The 16,980-nt window shown below is 63.9% G+C and carries 15 protein-coding genes; all 15 read right to left on the bottom strand.

All coding sequences use genetic code 11. The features are described from left to right. Nucleotides 1-111: 111 nt before the first annotated feature. Genes ftsZ through mraZ form a run of 15 tightly spaced genes read right to left on the bottom strand, consistent with a single transcriptional unit; the run spans nucleotide 112 to nucleotide 16,832 of the window. The gene (gene ftsZ / locus THL1_RS05665; RefSeq protein WP_069082345.1) at nucleotides 112-1,299 is read right to left on the bottom strand and encodes a cell division protein FtsZ; all 1,188 of its coding nucleotides are present in this window, start codon (nucleotides 1,297-1,299) and stop codon (nucleotides 112-114) included. A gap of 46 nt (nucleotides 1,300-1,345) precedes the next feature. Next, the gene (ftsA, locus tag THL1_RS05660; protein ID WP_069082344.1) at nucleotides 1,346-2,596 is read right to left on the bottom strand and encodes a cell division protein FtsA; all 1,251 of its coding nucleotides are present in this window, start codon (nucleotides 2,594-2,596) and stop codon (nucleotides 1,346-1,348) included. Between the two features lie 22 nt (nucleotides 2,597-2,618). Continuing rightward, on the bottom strand, nucleotides 2,619-3,482 hold the full coding sequence (locus THL1_RS05655; protein ID WP_069082343.1) for a cell division protein FtsQ/DivIB: 864 nt from the start codon (nucleotides 3,480-3,482) through the stop codon (nucleotides 2,619-2,621). 3 nt (nucleotides 3,483-3,485) lie between these two features. Beyond that, complete coding sequence (locus tag THL1_RS05650) at nucleotides 3,486-4,433, bottom strand: D-alanine--D-alanine ligase (protein ID WP_069082342.1); 948 nt, start codon at nucleotides 4,431-4,433, stop codon at nucleotides 3,486-3,488. Next, nucleotides 4,430-5,890, bottom strand: coding sequence for a UDP-N-acetylmuramate--L-alanine ligase (murC, locus tag THL1_RS05645; RefSeq protein WP_069082341.1), 1,461 nt, complete (start codon nucleotides 5,888-5,890; stop codon nucleotides 4,430-4,432). The genes THL1_RS05650 and murC overlap by 4 nt, the downstream gene beginning before the upstream one ends. Next, entirely contained in the window at nucleotides 5,883-6,953 is a 1,071-nt protein-coding gene (murG, locus tag THL1_RS05640) for an undecaprenyldiphospho-muramoylpentapeptide beta-N-acetylglucosaminyltransferase (RefSeq protein WP_069082340.1), read from the bottom strand. The genes murC and murG overlap by 8 nt, the downstream gene beginning before the upstream one ends. Further along, the gene (ftsW, locus tag THL1_RS05635) at nucleotides 6,950-8,158 is read right to left on the bottom strand and encodes a putative lipid II flippase FtsW (RefSeq protein WP_069082339.1); all 1,209 of its coding nucleotides are present in this window, start codon (nucleotides 8,156-8,158) and stop codon (nucleotides 6,950-6,952) included. Before ftsW ends, murG begins: the two co-directional genes overlap by 4 nt. Then, the gene (gene murD, locus THL1_RS05630) at nucleotides 8,158-9,504 is read right to left on the bottom strand and encodes a UDP-N-acetylmuramoyl-L-alanine--D-glutamate ligase (RefSeq protein WP_069082338.1); all 1,347 of its coding nucleotides are present in this window, start codon (nucleotides 9,502-9,504) and stop codon (nucleotides 8,158-8,160) included. Before murD ends, ftsW begins: the two co-directional genes overlap by 1 nt. A 6-nt stretch (nucleotides 9,505-9,510) precedes the next feature. Continuing rightward, the gene (mraY, locus tag THL1_RS05625; protein ID WP_069082337.1) at nucleotides 9,511-10,593 is read right to left on the bottom strand and encodes a phospho-N-acetylmuramoyl-pentapeptide-transferase; all 1,083 of its coding nucleotides are present in this window, start codon (nucleotides 10,591-10,593) and stop codon (nucleotides 9,511-9,513) included. A gap of 2 nt (nucleotides 10,594-10,595) precedes the next feature. Further along, on the bottom strand, nucleotides 10,596-11,960 hold the full coding sequence (locus THL1_RS05620; RefSeq protein WP_069082336.1) for a UDP-N-acetylmuramoyl-tripeptide--D-alanyl-D-alanine ligase: 1,365 nt from the start codon (nucleotides 11,958-11,960) through the stop codon (nucleotides 10,596-10,598). Continuing rightward, nucleotides 11,953-13,416 (bottom strand): UDP-N-acetylmuramoyl-L-alanyl-D-glutamate--2,6-diaminopimelate ligase, encoded by a 1,464-nt coding sequence (gene murE, locus THL1_RS05615; RefSeq protein ID WP_069082335.1) that lies wholly within the window; start codon nucleotides 13,414-13,416, stop codon nucleotides 11,953-11,955. The genes THL1_RS05620 and murE overlap by 8 nt, the downstream gene beginning before the upstream one ends. Continuing rightward, on the bottom strand, nucleotides 13,416-15,146 hold the full coding sequence (locus tag THL1_RS05610; protein WP_069082334.1) for a peptidoglycan D,D-transpeptidase FtsI family protein: 1,731 nt from the start codon (nucleotides 15,144-15,146) through the stop codon (nucleotides 13,416-13,418). Before THL1_RS05610 ends, murE begins: the two co-directional genes overlap by 1 nt. Next, complete coding sequence (ftsL, locus tag THL1_RS05605) at nucleotides 15,143-15,436, bottom strand: cell division protein FtsL (protein ID WP_069082333.1); 294 nt, start codon at nucleotides 15,434-15,436, stop codon at nucleotides 15,143-15,145. Before ftsL ends, THL1_RS05610 begins: the two co-directional genes overlap by 4 nt. Continuing rightward, nucleotides 15,433-16,380, bottom strand: coding sequence for a 16S rRNA (cytosine(1402)-N(4))-methyltransferase RsmH (gene rsmH / locus THL1_RS05600; protein WP_069082332.1), 948 nt, complete (start codon nucleotides 16,378-16,380; stop codon nucleotides 15,433-15,435). The genes ftsL and rsmH overlap by 4 nt, the downstream gene beginning before the upstream one ends. After that, the gene (gene mraZ, locus THL1_RS05595; protein ID WP_069082331.1) at nucleotides 16,377-16,832 is read right to left on the bottom strand and encodes a division/cell wall cluster transcriptional repressor MraZ; all 456 of its coding nucleotides are present in this window, start codon (nucleotides 16,830-16,832) and stop codon (nucleotides 16,377-16,379) included. Before mraZ ends, rsmH begins: the two co-directional genes overlap by 4 nt. Nucleotides 16,833-16,980 lie beyond the last annotated feature (148 nt).

Genomic DNA, 16,980 nt, shown 5'->3' with positions numbered 1-16,980 from the left:
GCATTGGCCGCTTGTGCGCAAGTTGCGAACTGTTTTCAACAATGGGCGGCGATAATAGCAGAACCGCCCTTTGCTGAACACCAATCACCCTAATGCTCCTGATACAAATCATCAATCGGCCTGGCGACGCAGGAATGCCGGGATGTCCAGGTAATCCAGGTCATCCTGAGTGTTGAGCTTGGCCGCGGTGGCCGCGCCGGCGTGAGCCTGATTGCGCATCACGGTCGGACGATCCAGGTCACGGTAGTTGACCGACGGCTGCTCCGGACGAGCGGCGACAGTGGCGGTGGCCACGGCAGCTGCCTGAACGGTGTTGTCGACGACCTTGACCGGCTTCTCGATGCGCGCGCCCAGGCCGGTAGCGACCACAGTCACGTGCAGCTCGTCGCGCATGTCCGGATCGATCACGGTGCCCACCTTGACGGTGGCGTGCTCGGAGGCGAACTGCTCGATGATGTTACCCACGTCGGAGTACTCGCCGAGGGAGAGGTCCGGACCTGCGGTGATGTTCACCAGGATGCCGCGGGCGCCCTGCAGATTCACGTCGTCCAGCAGCGGGTTGCGGATGGCCGCTTCGGTGGCTTCGCGAGCACGGTTCGGGCCGCTGGCGCAACCGGTACCCATCATGGCCATGCCCATCTCGCCCATCACGGTCTTAACGTCGGCGAAGTCGACGTTGATCATGCCGGGACGCTTGATGATGTCGGAGATGCCACGCACAGCGCCGGCAAGCACATCGTCGGCCTTGGCGAAGGCGGACAGCAGGCTGGCGTCTTTGCCGAGGATGGTCAGCAGCTTCTCGTTGGGGATGGTGATCAGCGAGTCGACGCTTTCAGCCAGCGAGCGAATGCCCTCGTCGGCGATCTGCATGCGCTTGCGGCCTTCGAAGGGGAACGGACGGGTCACCACCGCAACGGTGAGGATGCCCATTTCCTTGGCCACTTCAGCGATGATCGGCGCCGCACCGGTACCGGTGCCACCGCCCATGCCAGTGGTGATGAAGACCATGTCGGCGCCCTGCAGCACTTCGGCGATGCGCTCACGGTCTTCGATGGCCGCCTGACGACCGACTTCCGGATTGGCACCAGCGCCCAGGCCCTTGGTCACACCCGGGCCGAGTTGCAGTACGGTGCGCGCGCCGATGTTCTTCAGCGCCTGGGCATCGGTGTTGGCGCAGATGAACTCGACGCCCTCAATGTTGCTCTTGGCCATGTGGTTCACGGCGTTGCCACCGCCACCACCGACACCGATCACTTTGATTACCGCTGTTTGCGGAACATTATCTACGAGTTCGAACATATCCCCTCTCCTTCCTTTTTAGTTTTTCGCCTACTGCGTACCGCGTTTAAAAATTGCCCTGCACCCAGCGCTTGAGCCGCTCCAGTACCGGTGCCTTGGCTTCCTCGGAAAAACCGAAGCTGCCAGAGGACGCCGGCATGCCGTCGGACTGCTTCTGCAGCCCGTACATCAGCAAGCCCACGCCCGTGGAGTAGATGGGGTTGCGCACGACGTCCGCGAGCCCCTTGACGCTATGCGGCACGCCGAGGCGCACCGGCATGTGGAAAATCTCTTCGGCCAGCTCCACTGCACCTTCCATCTTGGCGGTGCCGCCGGTCAGGACGATGCCGGCCGGAATCAGGTCCTCGTAGCCACTGCGACGCAGCTCGGCCTGGATAAGGGTGAACAGCTCGTCGTAACGGGGCTCGACCACCTCGGCCAGGGCCTGGCGCGACAGCTCGCGCGGCGGACGGTCGCCCACGCTGGGCACCTTGATGGTTTCACCGGCGCCGGCCAGCTTGGCCAGTGCGCAGGCGTAGCGGATCTTGATCTCTTCGGCGTACTGAGTCGGGGTACGCAGTGCCATGGCGATGTCGTTGGTCACCTGGTCGCCAGCGATCGGGATCACCGCCGTGTGACGGATGGCGCCTTCGGTGAAGATGGCGATGTCGGTGGTGCCGCCGCCGATGTCCACCAGGCAGACACCCAGTTCCTTCTCGTCGTCGGTGATCACCGAGTAGGCCGAGGCCAATTGCTCGAGGATGATGTCGTCCACCTCAAGGCCACAGCGGCGCACGCACTTCTCGATGTTCTGTGCCGCGTTCACCGCACAGGTCACAACGTGCACCTTGGCCTCCAGACGTACGCCGGACATGCCCAGGGGCTCACGTACCCCTTCCTGGTTGTCGATCACGTAGTCCTGCGCCAGGGTATGCAGCACACGCTGGTCGGCGGGAATGGCCACGGCCTGCGCGGCGTCCAGTACGCGCTCGATATCGGCACCGCTCACTTCGCGGTCACGAATCGCCACGATGCCGTGGGAGTTCAGGCTGCGGATGTGATTACCGGCGATGCCAACGAATGCCGAGTGGATGCGGCAGCCGGCCATCAGTTGGGCCTCTTCCACCGCACGCTGGATCGATTGCACGGTCGACTCGATATTCACCACCACGCCCTTCTTCAGGCCGCGCGAGGGGTGGGTGCCAATGCCGACGATCTCCAGTTTGCCGTCGGCCGCGATCTCGCCCACCAGCGCCACCACCTTGGAGGTGCCGATGTCCAGGCCCACGATCATCTTGCCGCTCTGTACGCTTGCCATGGTTCTAACCTTCTCTCTCAATTCACTGCACGGCGACCGTAGTCGCCGCCGGGGCTTCGACCGGCGCCCGCCAGGCCACTGCAAGGCCGTTGGGGTAGCGCAGGTCGACGCGCTCAATGTTCGCTATCTGCTCTTTCAACGTCTTCTCGTAGATCGAGATGAAACGTCGCATCTTCTCCACCAGATGATCCCGTCCCAGCAACAGCTCGACGCCTTGCCCGGTAGACAGGAACCAGCTGCCACGTTCACGCAGCTCCAGCCGGGCGATGGAGAAGCCGAGCGGGCGCAGCATCTGGCTGAGCATCTGGTATTGCTGCATCACCTGTTCCTGGGCCCGCTGTGGGCCCCAGAGCTGCGGCAGCTGCTCGTAATGGGCCAGCTCGCGCGGGGTGAAGGCCTGACCCTGGTTGTTCAACAGTGCCTCGTTACCCCAACGGGCGATGGGCAGTTGTTCTTCCAGCCGGACCATGACCTGGTCCGGCCAGACACGACGCACCTCGGCATGGGCGATCCACGGCATCTGCTCCAGCTCGCGGCGCATTCCCGCCAGGTCGATGCTGAAGAAGCTGGCCGCGATGTACGGCGCAATACGCTGCTGCACGGCCTGCTGGCTGATGTAACTCAGGTCGCCCTGTACGTTGACCTTGGCGATGGGCCGGTCAGCGTAGGGCAACAGGCGCTGCGCGGCCTCATAGGCACCGAAGCCGAGCACCGCCAGCATCACCGGCCAGGCCAGCATCTTCAGGAAACCGAAGCTGGGCTTTGGCAGACGCTGGGCCAGCGGTTCTTTTTCCACCATCCGACTGGCGCCACGCGGTATCGGCTTGCGCGGCGGTGCGGCGCGACCGATTACGGGTTCCTGACGGCGGATAGTGGCGCTACGCATGGGTCAGCCCCTTGCCTCGACGCTGTCGGCGAGGATCGCCAGCACCAGTTGCTGGAAATCCAGGCCCGCAGCGCGTGCGGCCATCGGCACCAGGCTGTGATCGGTCATGCCCGGTGCGGTGTTGACTTCGAGGAGCCAGAAGCACCCTTCGGCGTCCTGCATCACGTCGGCACGGGCCCAGCCCTGGATGCCGAGGGTTTCGCAGGCGCGCGCGGTGAGCTGCTTCAGCTCCTCCTCCTTGTCCGCATCCAGTCCACAGGGGATCTGGTAGCGGGTATCACTGGCCAGGTACTTGGCGTCATAGTCGTAGAAGGTGTGCGGGGTGCCGAGACGGATGGGCGGCAGCACTTCACCACGCAGCCAAGCGACGGTGAACTCCGGACCGTGGATCCACTGTTCCACCAGCACTTGCGGGTCGTAGACACCGGCGGCGCGCCAGGCTTCGATGAGCGCCTCGACGCCCTCCACCTTGGCCATGCCGATGCTAGAGCCCTCGTGGGCTGGCTTGACGATCAACGGGAAGCCCAGTTCTGCAGCGGCCTGACGGCAGTCCGCTTCGCTGGCGAGTACCGCATGGCGGGGCGTCGGCAGGCCCAGGCTGACCCACAGCTGCTTGGTCCGCAGTTTGTCCATGGCCAGTGCCGAAGCCAGGATGCCGCTGCCGGTGTACGGAATGTCCAGGCACTCCAGCAGGCCCTGCATGCTGCCGTCTTCGCCACCACGACCGTGGAGGATGATGAAAGCGCGATCGATTTTCTGGGCTTGCAGGCGCTGCAACAGGTCGTCGCCGACATCGATGCCGAACGCGTCCACGCCGGCGTTCTGCAGAGCCTGGAGCACCATGGTGCCGGACTTCAGCGAGACCTCGCGCTCAGCGCTCTTGCCGCCGTAGAGCACGGCGACGCGACCGAACGCTGCCGGGTCGTAGGTGGAGTTCAGTTGCGCGCTCATTTCGTCTTCCTCTTGGCGGCATCAGCAGGCTGACCGCCAAACAGCGGGTTCTGGATCAATTGCGGCGCCAGCGCACCGATGTCCCCGGCACCCTGGCAGAGCAGGATGTCGCCGGGACGCAGCAGCGGCTTGACCAGGGGGGCCAGGTCGACACCCCGTTCGATGTAGATCGGGTCCAGTTGGCCGCGCTGACGAATGCTATGGCAGAGCTGGCGGCTGTCGGCGCCGGGGATCGGTTCTTCGCCCGCCGGATAGACCTCCATCAGCAGCAGCACATTGGCTTCACCCAGCACCTGTACGAAATCGTCGTAAAGATCGCGGGTGCGGCTGTAACGGTGGGGCTGGTAGACCATGACCAGGCGACGCTCCGGCCAGCCGCCACGAACGGCCTTGACCACCGCGGCCACTTCACGCGGATGGTGACCGTAGTCGTCTACCAGCATCACGCTGCCGCCTTCCACGTCCAGCTCGCCGTAAACCTGGAAGCGTCGACCGACACCCTGGAAGCCGGAGAGGCCCTGGACGATGGCTTCGTCGCTGATGCCTTCGTCTGAAGCAATGGCGATGGTGGCCAGGGAATTCAGCACGTTGTGGTTGCCCGGCATGTTCACCGAAACATCCAGCGGCTCGCGGTCCTTGCGCAGAACGGTGAACCAGGTGCGCATGCCTTCCTGCCGAACATTGATGGCACGGACGTCCGCATCTTCGGCAAAGCCGTAGGTCACGGTGGGGCGCGCCACCTGAGGCAGGATCTCGCGGACGACCGGATCGTCCACACAGAGCACGGCCAGGCCATAGAACGGCAGGTTGTGGAGGAACTCCACGAAGGTCTTCTTCAGCTTGTTGAAGTCCCCTTCGTAGGTGCTCATGTGGTCCGCGTCGATATTGGTGACCACGGCCACCATCGGCTGCAGGTGCAGGAAGCTGGCGTCGCTCTCGTCCGCTTCAGCGACCAGGTAACGGCTGGTACCCAGCTGGGCATTGGTGCCGGCAGCATTAAGGCGGCCGCCAATGACGAACGTCGGGTCCAGCCCGCCCGCGGCGAATACGGACGCAATCAGGCTGGTAGTGGTCGTCTTGCCGTGGGTACCGGCGACGGCAATGCCGTGGCGGTAGCGCATCAGTTCGGCCAGCATCTCGGCGCGCGGCACCACCGGAATACGGCGTTCCAGGGCAACCGCGACCTCGGGGTTGGATTGGTTCACAGCGCTGGACACCACCAGCACATCGGCATGCTCGGCGTTTTCAGCGCGGTGACCGATGAAGATCTGTGCACCGAACCTCTCCAGGCGCTCGGTCACGGCCGACGTCTTCAGGTCCGAGCCGGAGACCCGATAACCCAGGTTCAGCAGCACCTCGGCGATACCGCACATGCCAACGCCGCCGATACCGACGAAATGGATACGACGGATACGGCGCATTTCGGGCTGGGGCATGGCTTTCTGGCTCTCAACCATGGGCCACCTCCAGGCAGATCTCGACCACAGTGCGGGTGGCGGCAGGTTTGGCCAGACGGCGGGCGATTGCGCCCATGGCCTTGAGTTTCTCGGGCTGCATCAGGACCTCGGTCAGCTGATCGGCCAGCTTGGCCGCATCAGTGGAATGTTGCGGAAGAAGGACAGCCGCGCCCTCCTTCGCCAGATATTCGGCATTGCGCGACTGGTGGTCGTCGATCGCATGGGGCAGCGGCACCAGGAACGAAGGCAGGCCGGCAGCGGCCAGTTCACTCACGGTCAGGGCGCCTGCACGGCAGATGACCAGATCGGCCCAGGCGTACGCACGTGCCATGTCCTTGATGAAGGGCGCGACCTGGGCTTCGACCGCGGCTTCGCGATATCGCTCCGCGGTGATCTCGTCATGTTTACGGCCGGCCTGATGGAACACCTCCGGACGCAGGTCCGACGGCAGTTTCGCCAGGGCTTCAGGCAGCAATTTGTTCAACGGTTCGGCCCCGAGGCTGCCGCCCAGCACCAGCAGCCGCGGCTTGCGGCCGCCCAGCGCATCGCGCGGCGTCTCCAGGAACAGCTCCTCGCGCACCGGGTTGCCAGTGGTCCGCCGCTTGTCGCTTTGGCCGAAGGTATCGGGGAAGGCTTCGCATACGCGGCTGGCAAAAGGCACCAGGCTGCGATTGGCAGTGCCGGCAACGGCGTTCTGCTCATGAATGATCAAGGGCACGCCAGACAGCCGCGCAGCCAGACCACCCGGGCCGGTAACATAACCGCCCATGCCCAGCACGCAGACCGGCTTGAGCTCACGCACGACGCGGCGCGCCTGGAACAGCGACTTGAGCAATTCGAACGGCGCCTTGAGCAGGGATTTGAGCCCTTTGCCGCGCAGACCACTGACCTGGATAAGGTGCAGCGGCAGGCCGGCCTGGGGCACCAATTCGTTCTCGATGCCTTTCGGAGTGCCCAGCCAATGCACGTTGAAACCACGTGCCTGGAACTCTCGGGCACACGCCAGTGCGGGGAATACGTGGCCGCCGGTGCCGCCGGCCATGATCAGTACGTTGCCGCTCATGGGCGCACCTCCTCGTCGAAGAAATCGCTTTCGACGAACTCGACTTCCTCGTCGCCCAGCTGGGTACGCCGCTCCCATTCGATGCGCAGCAGCAGTGCCAGGCTGACGCAGCAGATCACCAGGGAGCTGCCACCGTAGCTGAGGAAAGGAAGGGTCAGCCCCTTGGTCGGCAGCAGGCCGACATTCACACCGATGTTGATCAGAACCTGACCGATCCAGAGGAATGCCAAGCCGTAAGCCACATAGGCGGAGAAGTACTGGCGCGCCTTCTCGGCCCACAGGCCGATATAGAGCGCCCGGACGCTGACGAAGACGAACAGCCCGACAGTGGCCAGAGCGCCAACCATGCCCAGTTCCTCGGCCAGTACGGCGAAGACGAAGTCGGTATGGGCTTCCGGCAGGTAGAACTGCTTCTGGATGCTGTTGCCCAGGCCTACACCGAACCACTCGCCGCGACCGAACGCGATCAGCGCCTGGCTCAACTGATAGCCGGCGCCGTACTGGTCAGCCCAGGGGTCGATGAAGTTGGTCAGGCGCTGCATCCGGTAGCTCTGGCTGGTCATGACCAGCACGCCCGCGGCCAGAACCGCCCCGGCCAGGGGAATGAAACGCACCAGGTTGATACCGCCGAGGAACAGCATGGCAATGCAGGAACCCACCAGAACCACGGTGGCACCGAAGTCCGGCTCGGCCAGCAGCAGTACGGCAATGGGGCCCAGTACCAGCATCGGCTTGATGAAGCCAGTGAGTTTCTCGCGCACTTCATCCTGGCGACGCACCAGGTAGCCAGCGATGAACATCACGGTGAACAGCTTTGCCAACTCGGACGGCTGCAGGTTGAACAGGCCGAAACCGATCCAGCGCTTGGCGCCGTTGACCTCACGACCGATGCCAGGCAGCAGCACCAGGATCAGCAGAATGAAAGCCGCCAGCATCAAGCGCGCACCGTGGCGTTGCCAGAACGCCATCGGCACTTGCAGGGTCAGCAGACCAGCCACCAGCCCGATGGAGAGGTAAATCAGATGGCGAATCATGTGATACAGCGGGTTGCCGGCCTGCGCAGCAGCCACTTCCGACGAGGCCGACGTGATCATCACCAGGCCAAGGCCGAGCAGCGACAGGCACCCGGCCAGCAGTGGGAAGTCGATGTCGATGCCGCGGCGACTGCGCAGCGGCGACGGGGCGGCGAGCAGACGGGCCAGCATCAGGCGAGCCCCTCCGCAGCCTGGGCGAAAAGACGCCCGCGTTCTTCGAAGTTCTTGAACATATCCAGGCTGGCGCAGGCTGGCGACAGCAGCACGGCATCTCCTGGTTCAGCCAGTTCGGCGCAACGCTGAACCGCTTCGTCCAGGGTATTGACCCGCACCAGCGGCACGTCATCGCCCAGGACACCGGCGATCAGCTCGGCATCGCGACCGAGCAGCACAACGGCGCGGCAGAAGCGAACTACCGGAACCTTGAGGCCGGAGAAATCAGCGCCCTTGCCGTCGCCACCGGCGATCAGCACCAACTTGCCTTCGATATCGGCACCCAAGCCTTCGATGGCTGCCAGGGCCGCGCCAACGTTGGTGGCCTTGGAATCGTTGTAGTAGGACACGCCTCGCAACTCGCGCACCCACTGGCAACGATGGTCCAGGCCGGCAAAGGTCCGCAGGGTGTCCAGCATGGGTTCGAGTGGCAGCCCAACCGCATGCCCCAGGGCAAGCGCCGCCAGGGCATTGGCCTGGTTGTGCGCGCCCCGGATCTTCAGGTCGCGCACCGGCATCAGCGTGTCGAACTGGTACGCGAGGTACTTCTCGCCGCCCTCTTCGATCAGACCGAAGGACTTGAAATCCGGCTTGTTCAGGCCGAAGGGCCAGCACGGCAGCTGGTCAGCCACCAAAGGACGCGACAGGGCATCGCCACGATTGACCACCACCTGACGCGCGCCGCGGAAAATGCGGTGCTTGGCGAGGTGATAGGCCTGCATGTCGGCATAGCGGTCCATGTGGTCTTCGCTGACATTGAGCACGGTGGCTACTTCAGCGTTCAGCCGATCAGTGGTCTCCAGCTGGAAGCTGGAGAGTTCAAGCACGTAGAGCTCGATATCGTCGGCCAGCAGATCGAGCGCCGGCGTACCGATGTTTCCACCCACGGCAACTCGCTTGCCGGCCGCCCTGGCCATGTCACCAACCAGGGTGGTGACGGTGCTCTTGGCGTTGGAGCCGGTAATGGCCACGATCGGGGCCTTGGCATGGCGGGTGAAGAGTTCGATATCCCCGGACAGCTTCACACCACGCCGCGCTGCTTCCTGCAAGGCGGGAGTCGCCAGGGCCAGGCCCGGGCTCACGTAAAGCTCGCTCGCGCGACTGAGGAAGTCCGGATCCAGTTCACCGCAGCGTACTTCAACCTGCGGGTACTGGCTCTGAAGCGACGCCAGCTCCGGCGGGTTCGCGCGGGTATCAGCCACGGCAAACGGAACGCCCTGAAGCGCCAGGAAGCGCACCAGGGACATGCCGCTCTTGCCGAGGCCGACAACGATGCGGAACTGGTCGGAAGCGATCAACGTCACGCTCGATTACCTCAGTTTCAGGGTGGCCAGACCGATCAGCACCAAAATCACAGTGATGATCCAGAACCGTACGATGACCCGGGGTTCGGGCCAGCCTTTCAGCTCAAAATGGTGGTGGATAGGGGCCATGCGGAACACACGACGACCGGTCAGCTTGAAGGAGGCGACCTGGATCATCACCGAAAGGGTTTCCATGACGAACACGCCGCCCATGATGAACAGCACCACTTCCTGGCGCACGATCACGGCGATGGTGCCCAGCGCCGCGCCCAGGGCCAGCGCGCCAACGTCGCCCATGAATACCTGGGCCGGGTAAGTGTTGAACCAGAGGAAACCAAGCCCCGCGCCGACCAGCGCCGCGCAGAACACAATCAGTTCGCCCGAGCCCGGCACATAGGGAATCAGCAGGTACTCGGCGAATTTGATGTTGCCCGACAGGTAGCAGAAGATCCCCAGAGCACCGCCGACCATGACGGTGGGCATGATGGCCAGGCCGTCAAGACCATCGGTCAGGTTCACCGCATTGCTGGAGCCGACGATCACGAAGTAGGTCAGCACCACGAAGCCGATACCCAGCGGGATCTCGATGTTCTTCACCAGCGGCAGGATCAGGGTGGTCTCGGCCGGTGTGCTGGCAGTCATATAAAGGAAGATCGCAGCGGCGACGCCGAATACAGACTGCCAGAAGTACTTCCAGCGGCTCGGCAGGCCGCGGGAGTTCTTCTCGATCACCTTGCGGTAGTCATCCACCCAGCCGATTGCGCCGAAGGCGAGCGTCACGGCCAGCACAACCCAGACATAGCGGTTGGACAGGTCGGCCCAGAGCAGGGTGCTGATAGCGATGGCGGTCAGGATCAGCGCGCCACCCATGGTCGGCGTACCGGATTTCGACAGGTGCGATTGCGGGCCATCGTTACGCACAGCCTGGCCAATCTGGCGGATCTGCAGGGTGCGGATCATCCAGGGCCCCAGCCAGAGCGACAGCGACAGCGCTGTCAGGACGCCGAGAATCCCGCGCAGGGTCAGGTACTGGAATACGCCGAACCCTTTATAGAACTGTTGCAGGTACTCAGCGAGCAGCAGCAGCATGATTAGTGAGCCTCCCCCGTCCCGCAGAACGCCGCGACGATTTTGTCCATCGCCGCGCTGCGGGAGCCTTTGATCAGAATTGTGGTGTTTTTGTCCTGCTCGCTGGTCAGTGCCTGAAGCAGGCTGGCCTGATCAGCGAAGTGGCGACCCTGGTCACCGAAGGCAGTGACTGCATAGGCCATCAGCGGACCGACGGCATACAGCGCACTGACTTTTCCGCGCGCGTATTCACCGACATCGCGGTGGCCTTGCTCGGCCCATTCGCCAAGTTCGCCCATATCCCCGAGCACCAGGATGGTGCGACCGGAAAAGCCGGCGAGTATATCAACGGCGGCGAGCATCGACGCGGGGTTGGCGTTGTAGCTGTCGTCGATCACGCGCATGCCGCTGGTGGCGAGCTGCGCTACGGCGCGGCCTTTGACAGGCTGCAGGTTCTCCAGACCGGTCTTGATCCCGACCAGCGGCACGCCCAGGGCATGCGCGGCGGCGGCGGCGGCCAGGGCATTGGCGACGTTGTGCGCCCCCAACAGGTTGAGCTGAATGTCCGCTTCGCCGGCAACACCGAGGAGGTGGAAAGCCATGCAACCACGGGCATCGCGGGTCAAGTTCTCGGCACGCAGGTCTGCGCCGGTATCCGCCACGGCAAAGCTCAGCACCTTGCGGCCAGCGGCACGGGTGTACCAGGTGGAGTAGGCGCGATCGTCCCGATTCAGCACGGCCACACCATCAGCGGTCAGGCCTTCGAGAATTTCACCCTTGGCTTCGACGATCTTTTCCGGACCGCCGAACTCGCCCACGTGGGCAGTCCCGGCGTTGTTGACGATGGCGACCTGGGGCCGGGTAAGGCCAACGGTGTAAAGAATCTCGCCAACGCGCGAGGCGCCCAGCTCGATCACCGCGCTGTCGTGTTCGGCCCCCAGCTCCAGCAGAGTCAGCGGGACACCGAGGTCGTTGTTCAGGTTGCCACGGGTAGCCAGGACACTGCCCTGGGTGCGCAGGATGCTGGCAAGCATTTCCTTGACCGTGGTCTTGCCGCTGGACCCGGTGACTGCCGCTACCCGGCCGGTGAAACCGTCACGATTGTAGGCCCCCAGACGGCCGAGGCCTTCGCGGGTGTCGCCCACCAGCAACTGCGGAATCGGGGCATTGGCGACTTTGCGCTGCACCAGAGCGGCCACTGCGCCCTTCGCAGCCACATCGGCCAGGTAGTCATGACCATCGAAACGCGGGCCGACGAGGGCAACGAACAGTTGCCCGACCTCAATCTTGCGGCTGTCACTGGAGACGCCGGTGAAGCTGACGTCGGCTCCCACCAGCTCGGCCTGCAGCGGCCCGAGGAGTTCGGACAGGCGGAACGGCTTAAGCATGGGGCACCTCCCAGGCATCCAGCGCCTTGGCCGCTTCATCCAGATCCGAGAAGGGATGGCGCTCGCCAGCGATTTCCTGGTAATCCTCATGGCCTTTGCCAGCCAGCAGCACTACATCAGCAGCAGCAGCGGAACTGATCAGTTGGGCGATGGCCAGGCCGCGGCCCGCGACGAACTCCGCGTTGTCCGCCACGTCGAAACCCGTACGGATATCGGCGAAGATCTGCGCCGGGTCTTCACTGCGCGGGTTGTCATCGGTTACCAGGACGCGATCCGCCAGGCGCTCGGCAACCGCGGCCATCAGCGGACGCTTGCCGCGATCCCGGTCACCACCACAGCCGAACAGGCAGAGGAGGCGACCGGTGACATGGGGACGCAATGCCTGCAGGACTTTCTCCAGCGCGTCCGGCGTGTGGGCATAGTCCACCACCACCAGGGGCTTCTCGCCGCCGCCCAGGCGCTGCATGCGGCCGACCGGGCCTTGCAGCGACGGCAGGACATGCAGCACTTCATCCAGCGGATAGTCCATGGCCAGCAGCGCACCGACCACGGCCAACAGGTTGCTCAGGTTGAATCGGCCCAGCAGCGGGCTACGCAGCAGGCCTTCGCCTTGCGGAGTGACCAGTTGGGCACGTACTCCGTGATCATCGAACCGGGCTTCACGGCAGTAAAGGAATGCGTCGGCGTCTTCCAGGCTGTAACTGAAAAGGCGGGACTCGCGCTGCTCAGCAGCCAGTTGGCGACCGAGCTCGTCATCGAGATTGATCACCCGCGCGCGCAGGTTGGGCCAGCTGAACAGCTTGGCCTTGGCCACTGCGTAGGCCTCCATGGAACCGTGGAAGTCCAGGTGGTCGCGAGACAGATTGGTAAACACCGCAACATCGAAATCCAGCGCGGCAACACGGCCCTGCTCAAGGCCGTGGGAGGACACTTCCATGGCTACGGCGCGGGCACCAGCCTGCTTCAGATTCGCCAGGGTGGCCTGCACGGCCAGGGGATCAGGCGTGGTATGGCGACCGCTTTCCAACTCGCCACAGAAGCCGGTCCCCAGGGTGCCGACAATCCCGCAACGCTCGCCCAACTGGTCAAGCGCCTGAGCCAGCAGCTGGCTGACACTGGTCTTGCCATTGGTACCGGTGACCCCCACCAGGCGCAGCGCGCGACTCGGCTCACCGTAGAAACGGCCCGCAATTGCCGACAGTTGGCCGGCCAACCCCTTGATCGGGATCAGTTCGGCACCCACGACTTCAGTCACCTGGGCATTGGTCGACTCATAAGCCACAGCGACGGCGCCACGAGAGACGGCGTCAGCGATGTGTGCACGGCCGTCGTGCTGGGCACCGGGCACGGCCAGGAACAAGTCGCCCGGACGCACCTTGCGACTGTCCAGGGTCAGTTCACGAATCAAGGTGGCGCCTTGCGCCTGGGGCAGTAGCTGGTTCAGTGGCATGGGCATCAGATCCGCCCTCCTTTGCCGTTGGCCGCGTTCGCGGTCTGTTGTTCCTCGGTGGGCAGGTTGTCCGGCACGACGTTCATCAGTCGCAGCGCACCGGCCATGACCTTGCCAAAGACCGGGGCCGAAACCAGGCCGCCGAAATAACCCGCCTTGCTGGGTTCGTCGATCACTACCACCATCGCGATTCTCGGGTTGGTGGACGGGGCGAAGCCTGCAAACAGCGAGCGATAGGCGTTCTGGGTGTACCCCTTGGTTCCTACACTCGCCTTACGTGCCGTACCACTCTTGCCGGACACGTGGTAACCCGGCACCTGGGCACGGAACACACCGCCCGGCGCCTCGACGACTTGCTGGAGCATGCCCTGGAGGGTCTTGGCGACCTGCTCGTCGATCACCTGCACGCCATCGACCTGACTGTCGGTACGGGTCAGGGACAGCGGAACGCTCTTGCCGTTGTTGGCGATGACCGAATAGGCGTGGGCCAGCTGGATGGCCGTCACCGAAAGTCCATAGCCGTAGGCCAGGGTCGCGGTCTCGGCCTTGGGCCACTTGCGGTGGTTGGGCAAATTGCCGACGCGCTCGCCGGGGAAACCGAGGCCGGTGTCCTGCCCCAGGCCCACCTGCTGCATCACTCGATAGATGGACTCCGCGCCGATGTCGAAGGCGATCTTACTGATGCCGACGTTGCTCGACTTGATCAGGATGCCGGTGAGGTCCAGAGCACCGGTGGCGCGCGAAACGTCACGAATGGTATAGCGGCCGATCTGCAGGGTGCCGGGATAGACATCCACCGTATCGGTAGGTTTCCAGCGTCCACTTTCCAGCGCAGCGCTCATGGAGAACGGTTTGACCGTAGAGCCGGGCTCGAACACGTCGATCATCGCCCGGTTGCGCATGGCTGCCGGTTGCAGGCTGCGGCGGTTGTTCGGGTTGTAGGTGGGCTGGTTGGCCATGGCCAGCACTTCGCCAGTTTTCACGTCCACGATCACCAGGCTGCCAGCCTTGGCTCCGTTTTCCACCAGGGCATTGCGCAGCTCCCGGTGGGCCAGGTATTGCAGGCGCAGGTCGACGGACAGTGCGAGTGTCTTGCCCGGCTTGGCGTTGCGGGCGACTTGTACATCCTTGATCAGACGGCCGCGGCGATCCTTGAGCACCTGACGCTTGCCGGGCACACCGGCCAGCCACTCATCAAAGGAGAGCTCGACGCCCTCACGACCACGGTCATCGACATCGGTGAAGCCCACCATATGGGCGGTCACTTCGCCGGCCGGGTAGAAACGACGGAACTCCTCGATGCCATACACACCCGGCAGCTTGTTGGCGAGGATCGCCTGCCCCTGTTCCGGGGTCAGGCCGCGCACCAGGTACATGAACTCGCGATTGGCGTTCTGCTCGATTCGCTGGGCGAAGACCTTCGGATCCTGCCCCAGCACCTGGGCGATTCGAGCCCACTGGTCGCGCAGGCCCATCAGATCCTTGGGGTTGGCCCAGAGCGTGGTCACCGGGGTACTGACGGCCAGGGGCTCGCCATTGCGGTCGGTGATCAGGCCGCGGTGAGCCGGGATCGGGATATGGCGCACGCTGCGCGCATCGCCATGGGCCTTGAGGAAGTCACGGTCGATCACATGCAGGTCGACGATTCGCCAGGAAATGGCGCCGACCATGATGGCAAGCAAACCCAGTACAACCCGGAAGCGCCAGGGGAAGAGAGCGCCTTCGAGCTTCATCATGGCGCCACCATCCGTATTTCAGTCGGATCGGGGATACGCATCCGGAGCTGTTCGCTCGCCAGCGACTCGATGCGGTTGTGAGCGGTCCAGGTGCTTTGCTCGAGCACCAGGCGACCCCACTCGGCCTGAGCCTTGTCGCGTACGCTGAGTTCCGCGTAGAGCTCATTGAGCAGCTTGCGGTTCCAGTGCGCGCTATAGGACACCGCGATGGCCGACAACAATACAGCGGCGAACAGCAACAGCATCAGCAGGCTGCCGCCGGGAAGGGGTTTGGCGTAGAGGCGACTCATCGCACCTTCTCCGCCACGCGCATGACGGCACTGCGCGAACGCGGGTTGGCCTTGAGCTCCGCGTCCGACGCGTACTGTGGCTTGCCAAGCAACTTCAGGCGTGGCTCGAAGACGGCCTGGCGCACCGGAAGGTCGCGCGGCAGCTTGTCGGCCTCGCCCTTGGCGTGCTTGCGCATGAACTGCTTGACGATGCGGTCTTCCAGGGAGTGGAAGCTGATCACCACCAGGCGGCCGCCAACGGCCAGGGAATCAAGCGCAGCGTCGAGCCCCTGCTCCAGGTCCCCCAGCTCGTTGTTGACGTGGATGCGGATGCCCTGGAAAGCGCGGGTCGCGGGATTCTTCCCCTTCTCCCAGGCCGGGTTTGCAACAGTCAACACGGCAGCCAGATCGGCGGTGCGCTCGAAGGGCTTTTCTGTGCGGCGCTGCACGACGGCACGCGCCATGCGCTTGGCGAAGCGCTCTTCGCCGTAATCCTTGAAGACCCTAGCGATTTCTTCCTCGCTGGCGCTGGCGATCCACTGCGCGGCGCTCTGGCCACGATCAGGGTTCATGCGCATATCCAGCGGGCCGTCATTGAGAAAACTGAAGCCGCGCTCGGGGTCGTCCAGCTGAGGCGACGAGACGCCAAGGTCGAGCAACACGCCGTCCACCTTGCCCTCCAGACCGCGCGCGCGCACTTCTTCGCCCAGCTCTGCAAAGCTGCGTTGCACAATGACAAAGCGGCCGTCATCGGCCGCCAGAGCTTGCCCCGTCGCAATCGCTTGCGGGTCTTTGTCGAACCCCAGCAAGCGGCCATCGGGCCCGAGCCGCTCCAGGACGAGCCGGCTATGCCCGCCTCGCCCGAATGTTCCGTCCAGGTAGCAGCCGTCCGCGCGCAGGGCGAGTCCCTCCACAGCCTCTTCGAGCAGTACGGTGATATGGCGGAAGCTGCTGGTTGCGCTCACAGGATCAGGTCACGTAGTTCATCCGGCAAACCGCCAGGTTGTTTGATTGCCATGAGGTCTGCCTCGGAAATCGCGTTCCAGGCATCCTCATCCCACAGTTGAAATTTGTTCAGTTGGCCGACCAGCATGGCCCGCTTATCCAGCCGGGCATGTTCGCGCAGACGCGGCGGAACCAGAAAACGACCGGCGCTATCCAGTTCGAGGTCCACGGCGTTGCCGATCAGCAGACGTTGCAGGCGGCGAGTTTCCTCGCGCAGGGAGGGCAGCTCACGCAGCTTCGCTTCGATGAGTTCCCATTCTGGCAGGGGGTAGACAGTCAAACAGGGGTCGACGGCGTCGATTGTCACAATGAGCTGCCCACCGCAACGCGAAACGAGCTCATCACGATACCGACTTGGCATCGCGAGTCGCCCCTTGGCGTCGAGACTGATGGCGTTAGCTCCGCGAAACAAGGCTGCGCTCCCCTTTGATTGGCTTTCCGTGCCGCTTTATCCCACTTCCACCCACTTCGCTCCACTTCCGCACACTATAGAAATGCGCCAGCCCCACCGTCAAGGCGCGCAAAAGCGGAAAATTCCTTACAGGACGGCAATTTAGCGA

This window comes from Pseudomonas sp. TCU-HL1 (genome assembly GCF_001708505.1).
Taxonomy (GTDB): Bacteria; Pseudomonadota; Gammaproteobacteria; order Pseudomonadales; family Pseudomonadaceae; genus Metapseudomonas.
The sequence above is the reverse complement of the archived record's forward strand: the minus strand, read 5'-3'. Positions and strand labels throughout refer to the sequence as shown.

Coding starts and splice junctions, on each gene's coding strand:
- ftsZ (WP_069082345.1), bottom strand. CDS start 1,299: ATGTTCGAACTCGTAGATAATGTTCCGCAAACAGCGGTAATCAAAGTG.
- ftsA (WP_069082344.1), bottom strand. CDS start 2,596: ATGGCAAGCGTACAGAGCGGCAAGATGATCGTGGGCCTGGACATCGGC.
- THL1_RS05655 (WP_069082343.1), bottom strand. CDS start 3,482: ATGCGTAGCGCCACTATCCGCCGTCAGGAACCCGTAATCGGTCGCGCC.
- THL1_RS05650 (WP_069082342.1), bottom strand. CDS start 4,433: ATGAGCGCGCAACTGAACTCCACCTACGACCCGGCAGCGTTCGGTCGC.
- murC (WP_069082341.1), bottom strand. CDS start 5,890: ATGGTTGAGAGCCAGAAAGCCATGCCCCAGCCCGAAATGCGCCGTATC.
- murG (WP_069082340.1), bottom strand. CDS start 6,953: ATGAGCGGCAACGTACTGATCATGGCCGGCGGCACCGGCGGCCACGTA.
- ftsW (WP_069082339.1), bottom strand. CDS start 8,158: ATGCTGGCCCGTCTGCTCGCCGCCCCGTCGCCGCTGCGCAGTCGCCGC.
- mraY (WP_069082337.1), bottom strand. CDS start 10,593: ATGCTGCTGCTGCTCGCTGAGTACCTGCAACAGTTCTATAAAGGGTTC.
- THL1_RS05620 (WP_069082336.1), bottom strand. CDS start 11,960: ATGCTTAAGCCGTTCCGCCTGTCCGAACTCCTCGGGCCGCTGCAGGCC.
- murE (WP_069082335.1), bottom strand. CDS start 13,416: ATGCCCATGCCACTGAACCAGCTACTGCCCCAGGCGCAAGGCGCCACC.
- THL1_RS05610 (WP_069082334.1), bottom strand. CDS start 15,146: ATGATGAAGCTCGAAGGCGCTCTCTTCCCCTGGCGCTTCCGGGTTGTA.
- ftsL (WP_069082333.1), bottom strand. CDS start 15,436: ATGAGTCGCCTCTACGCCAAACCCCTTCCCGGCGGCAGCCTGCTGATG.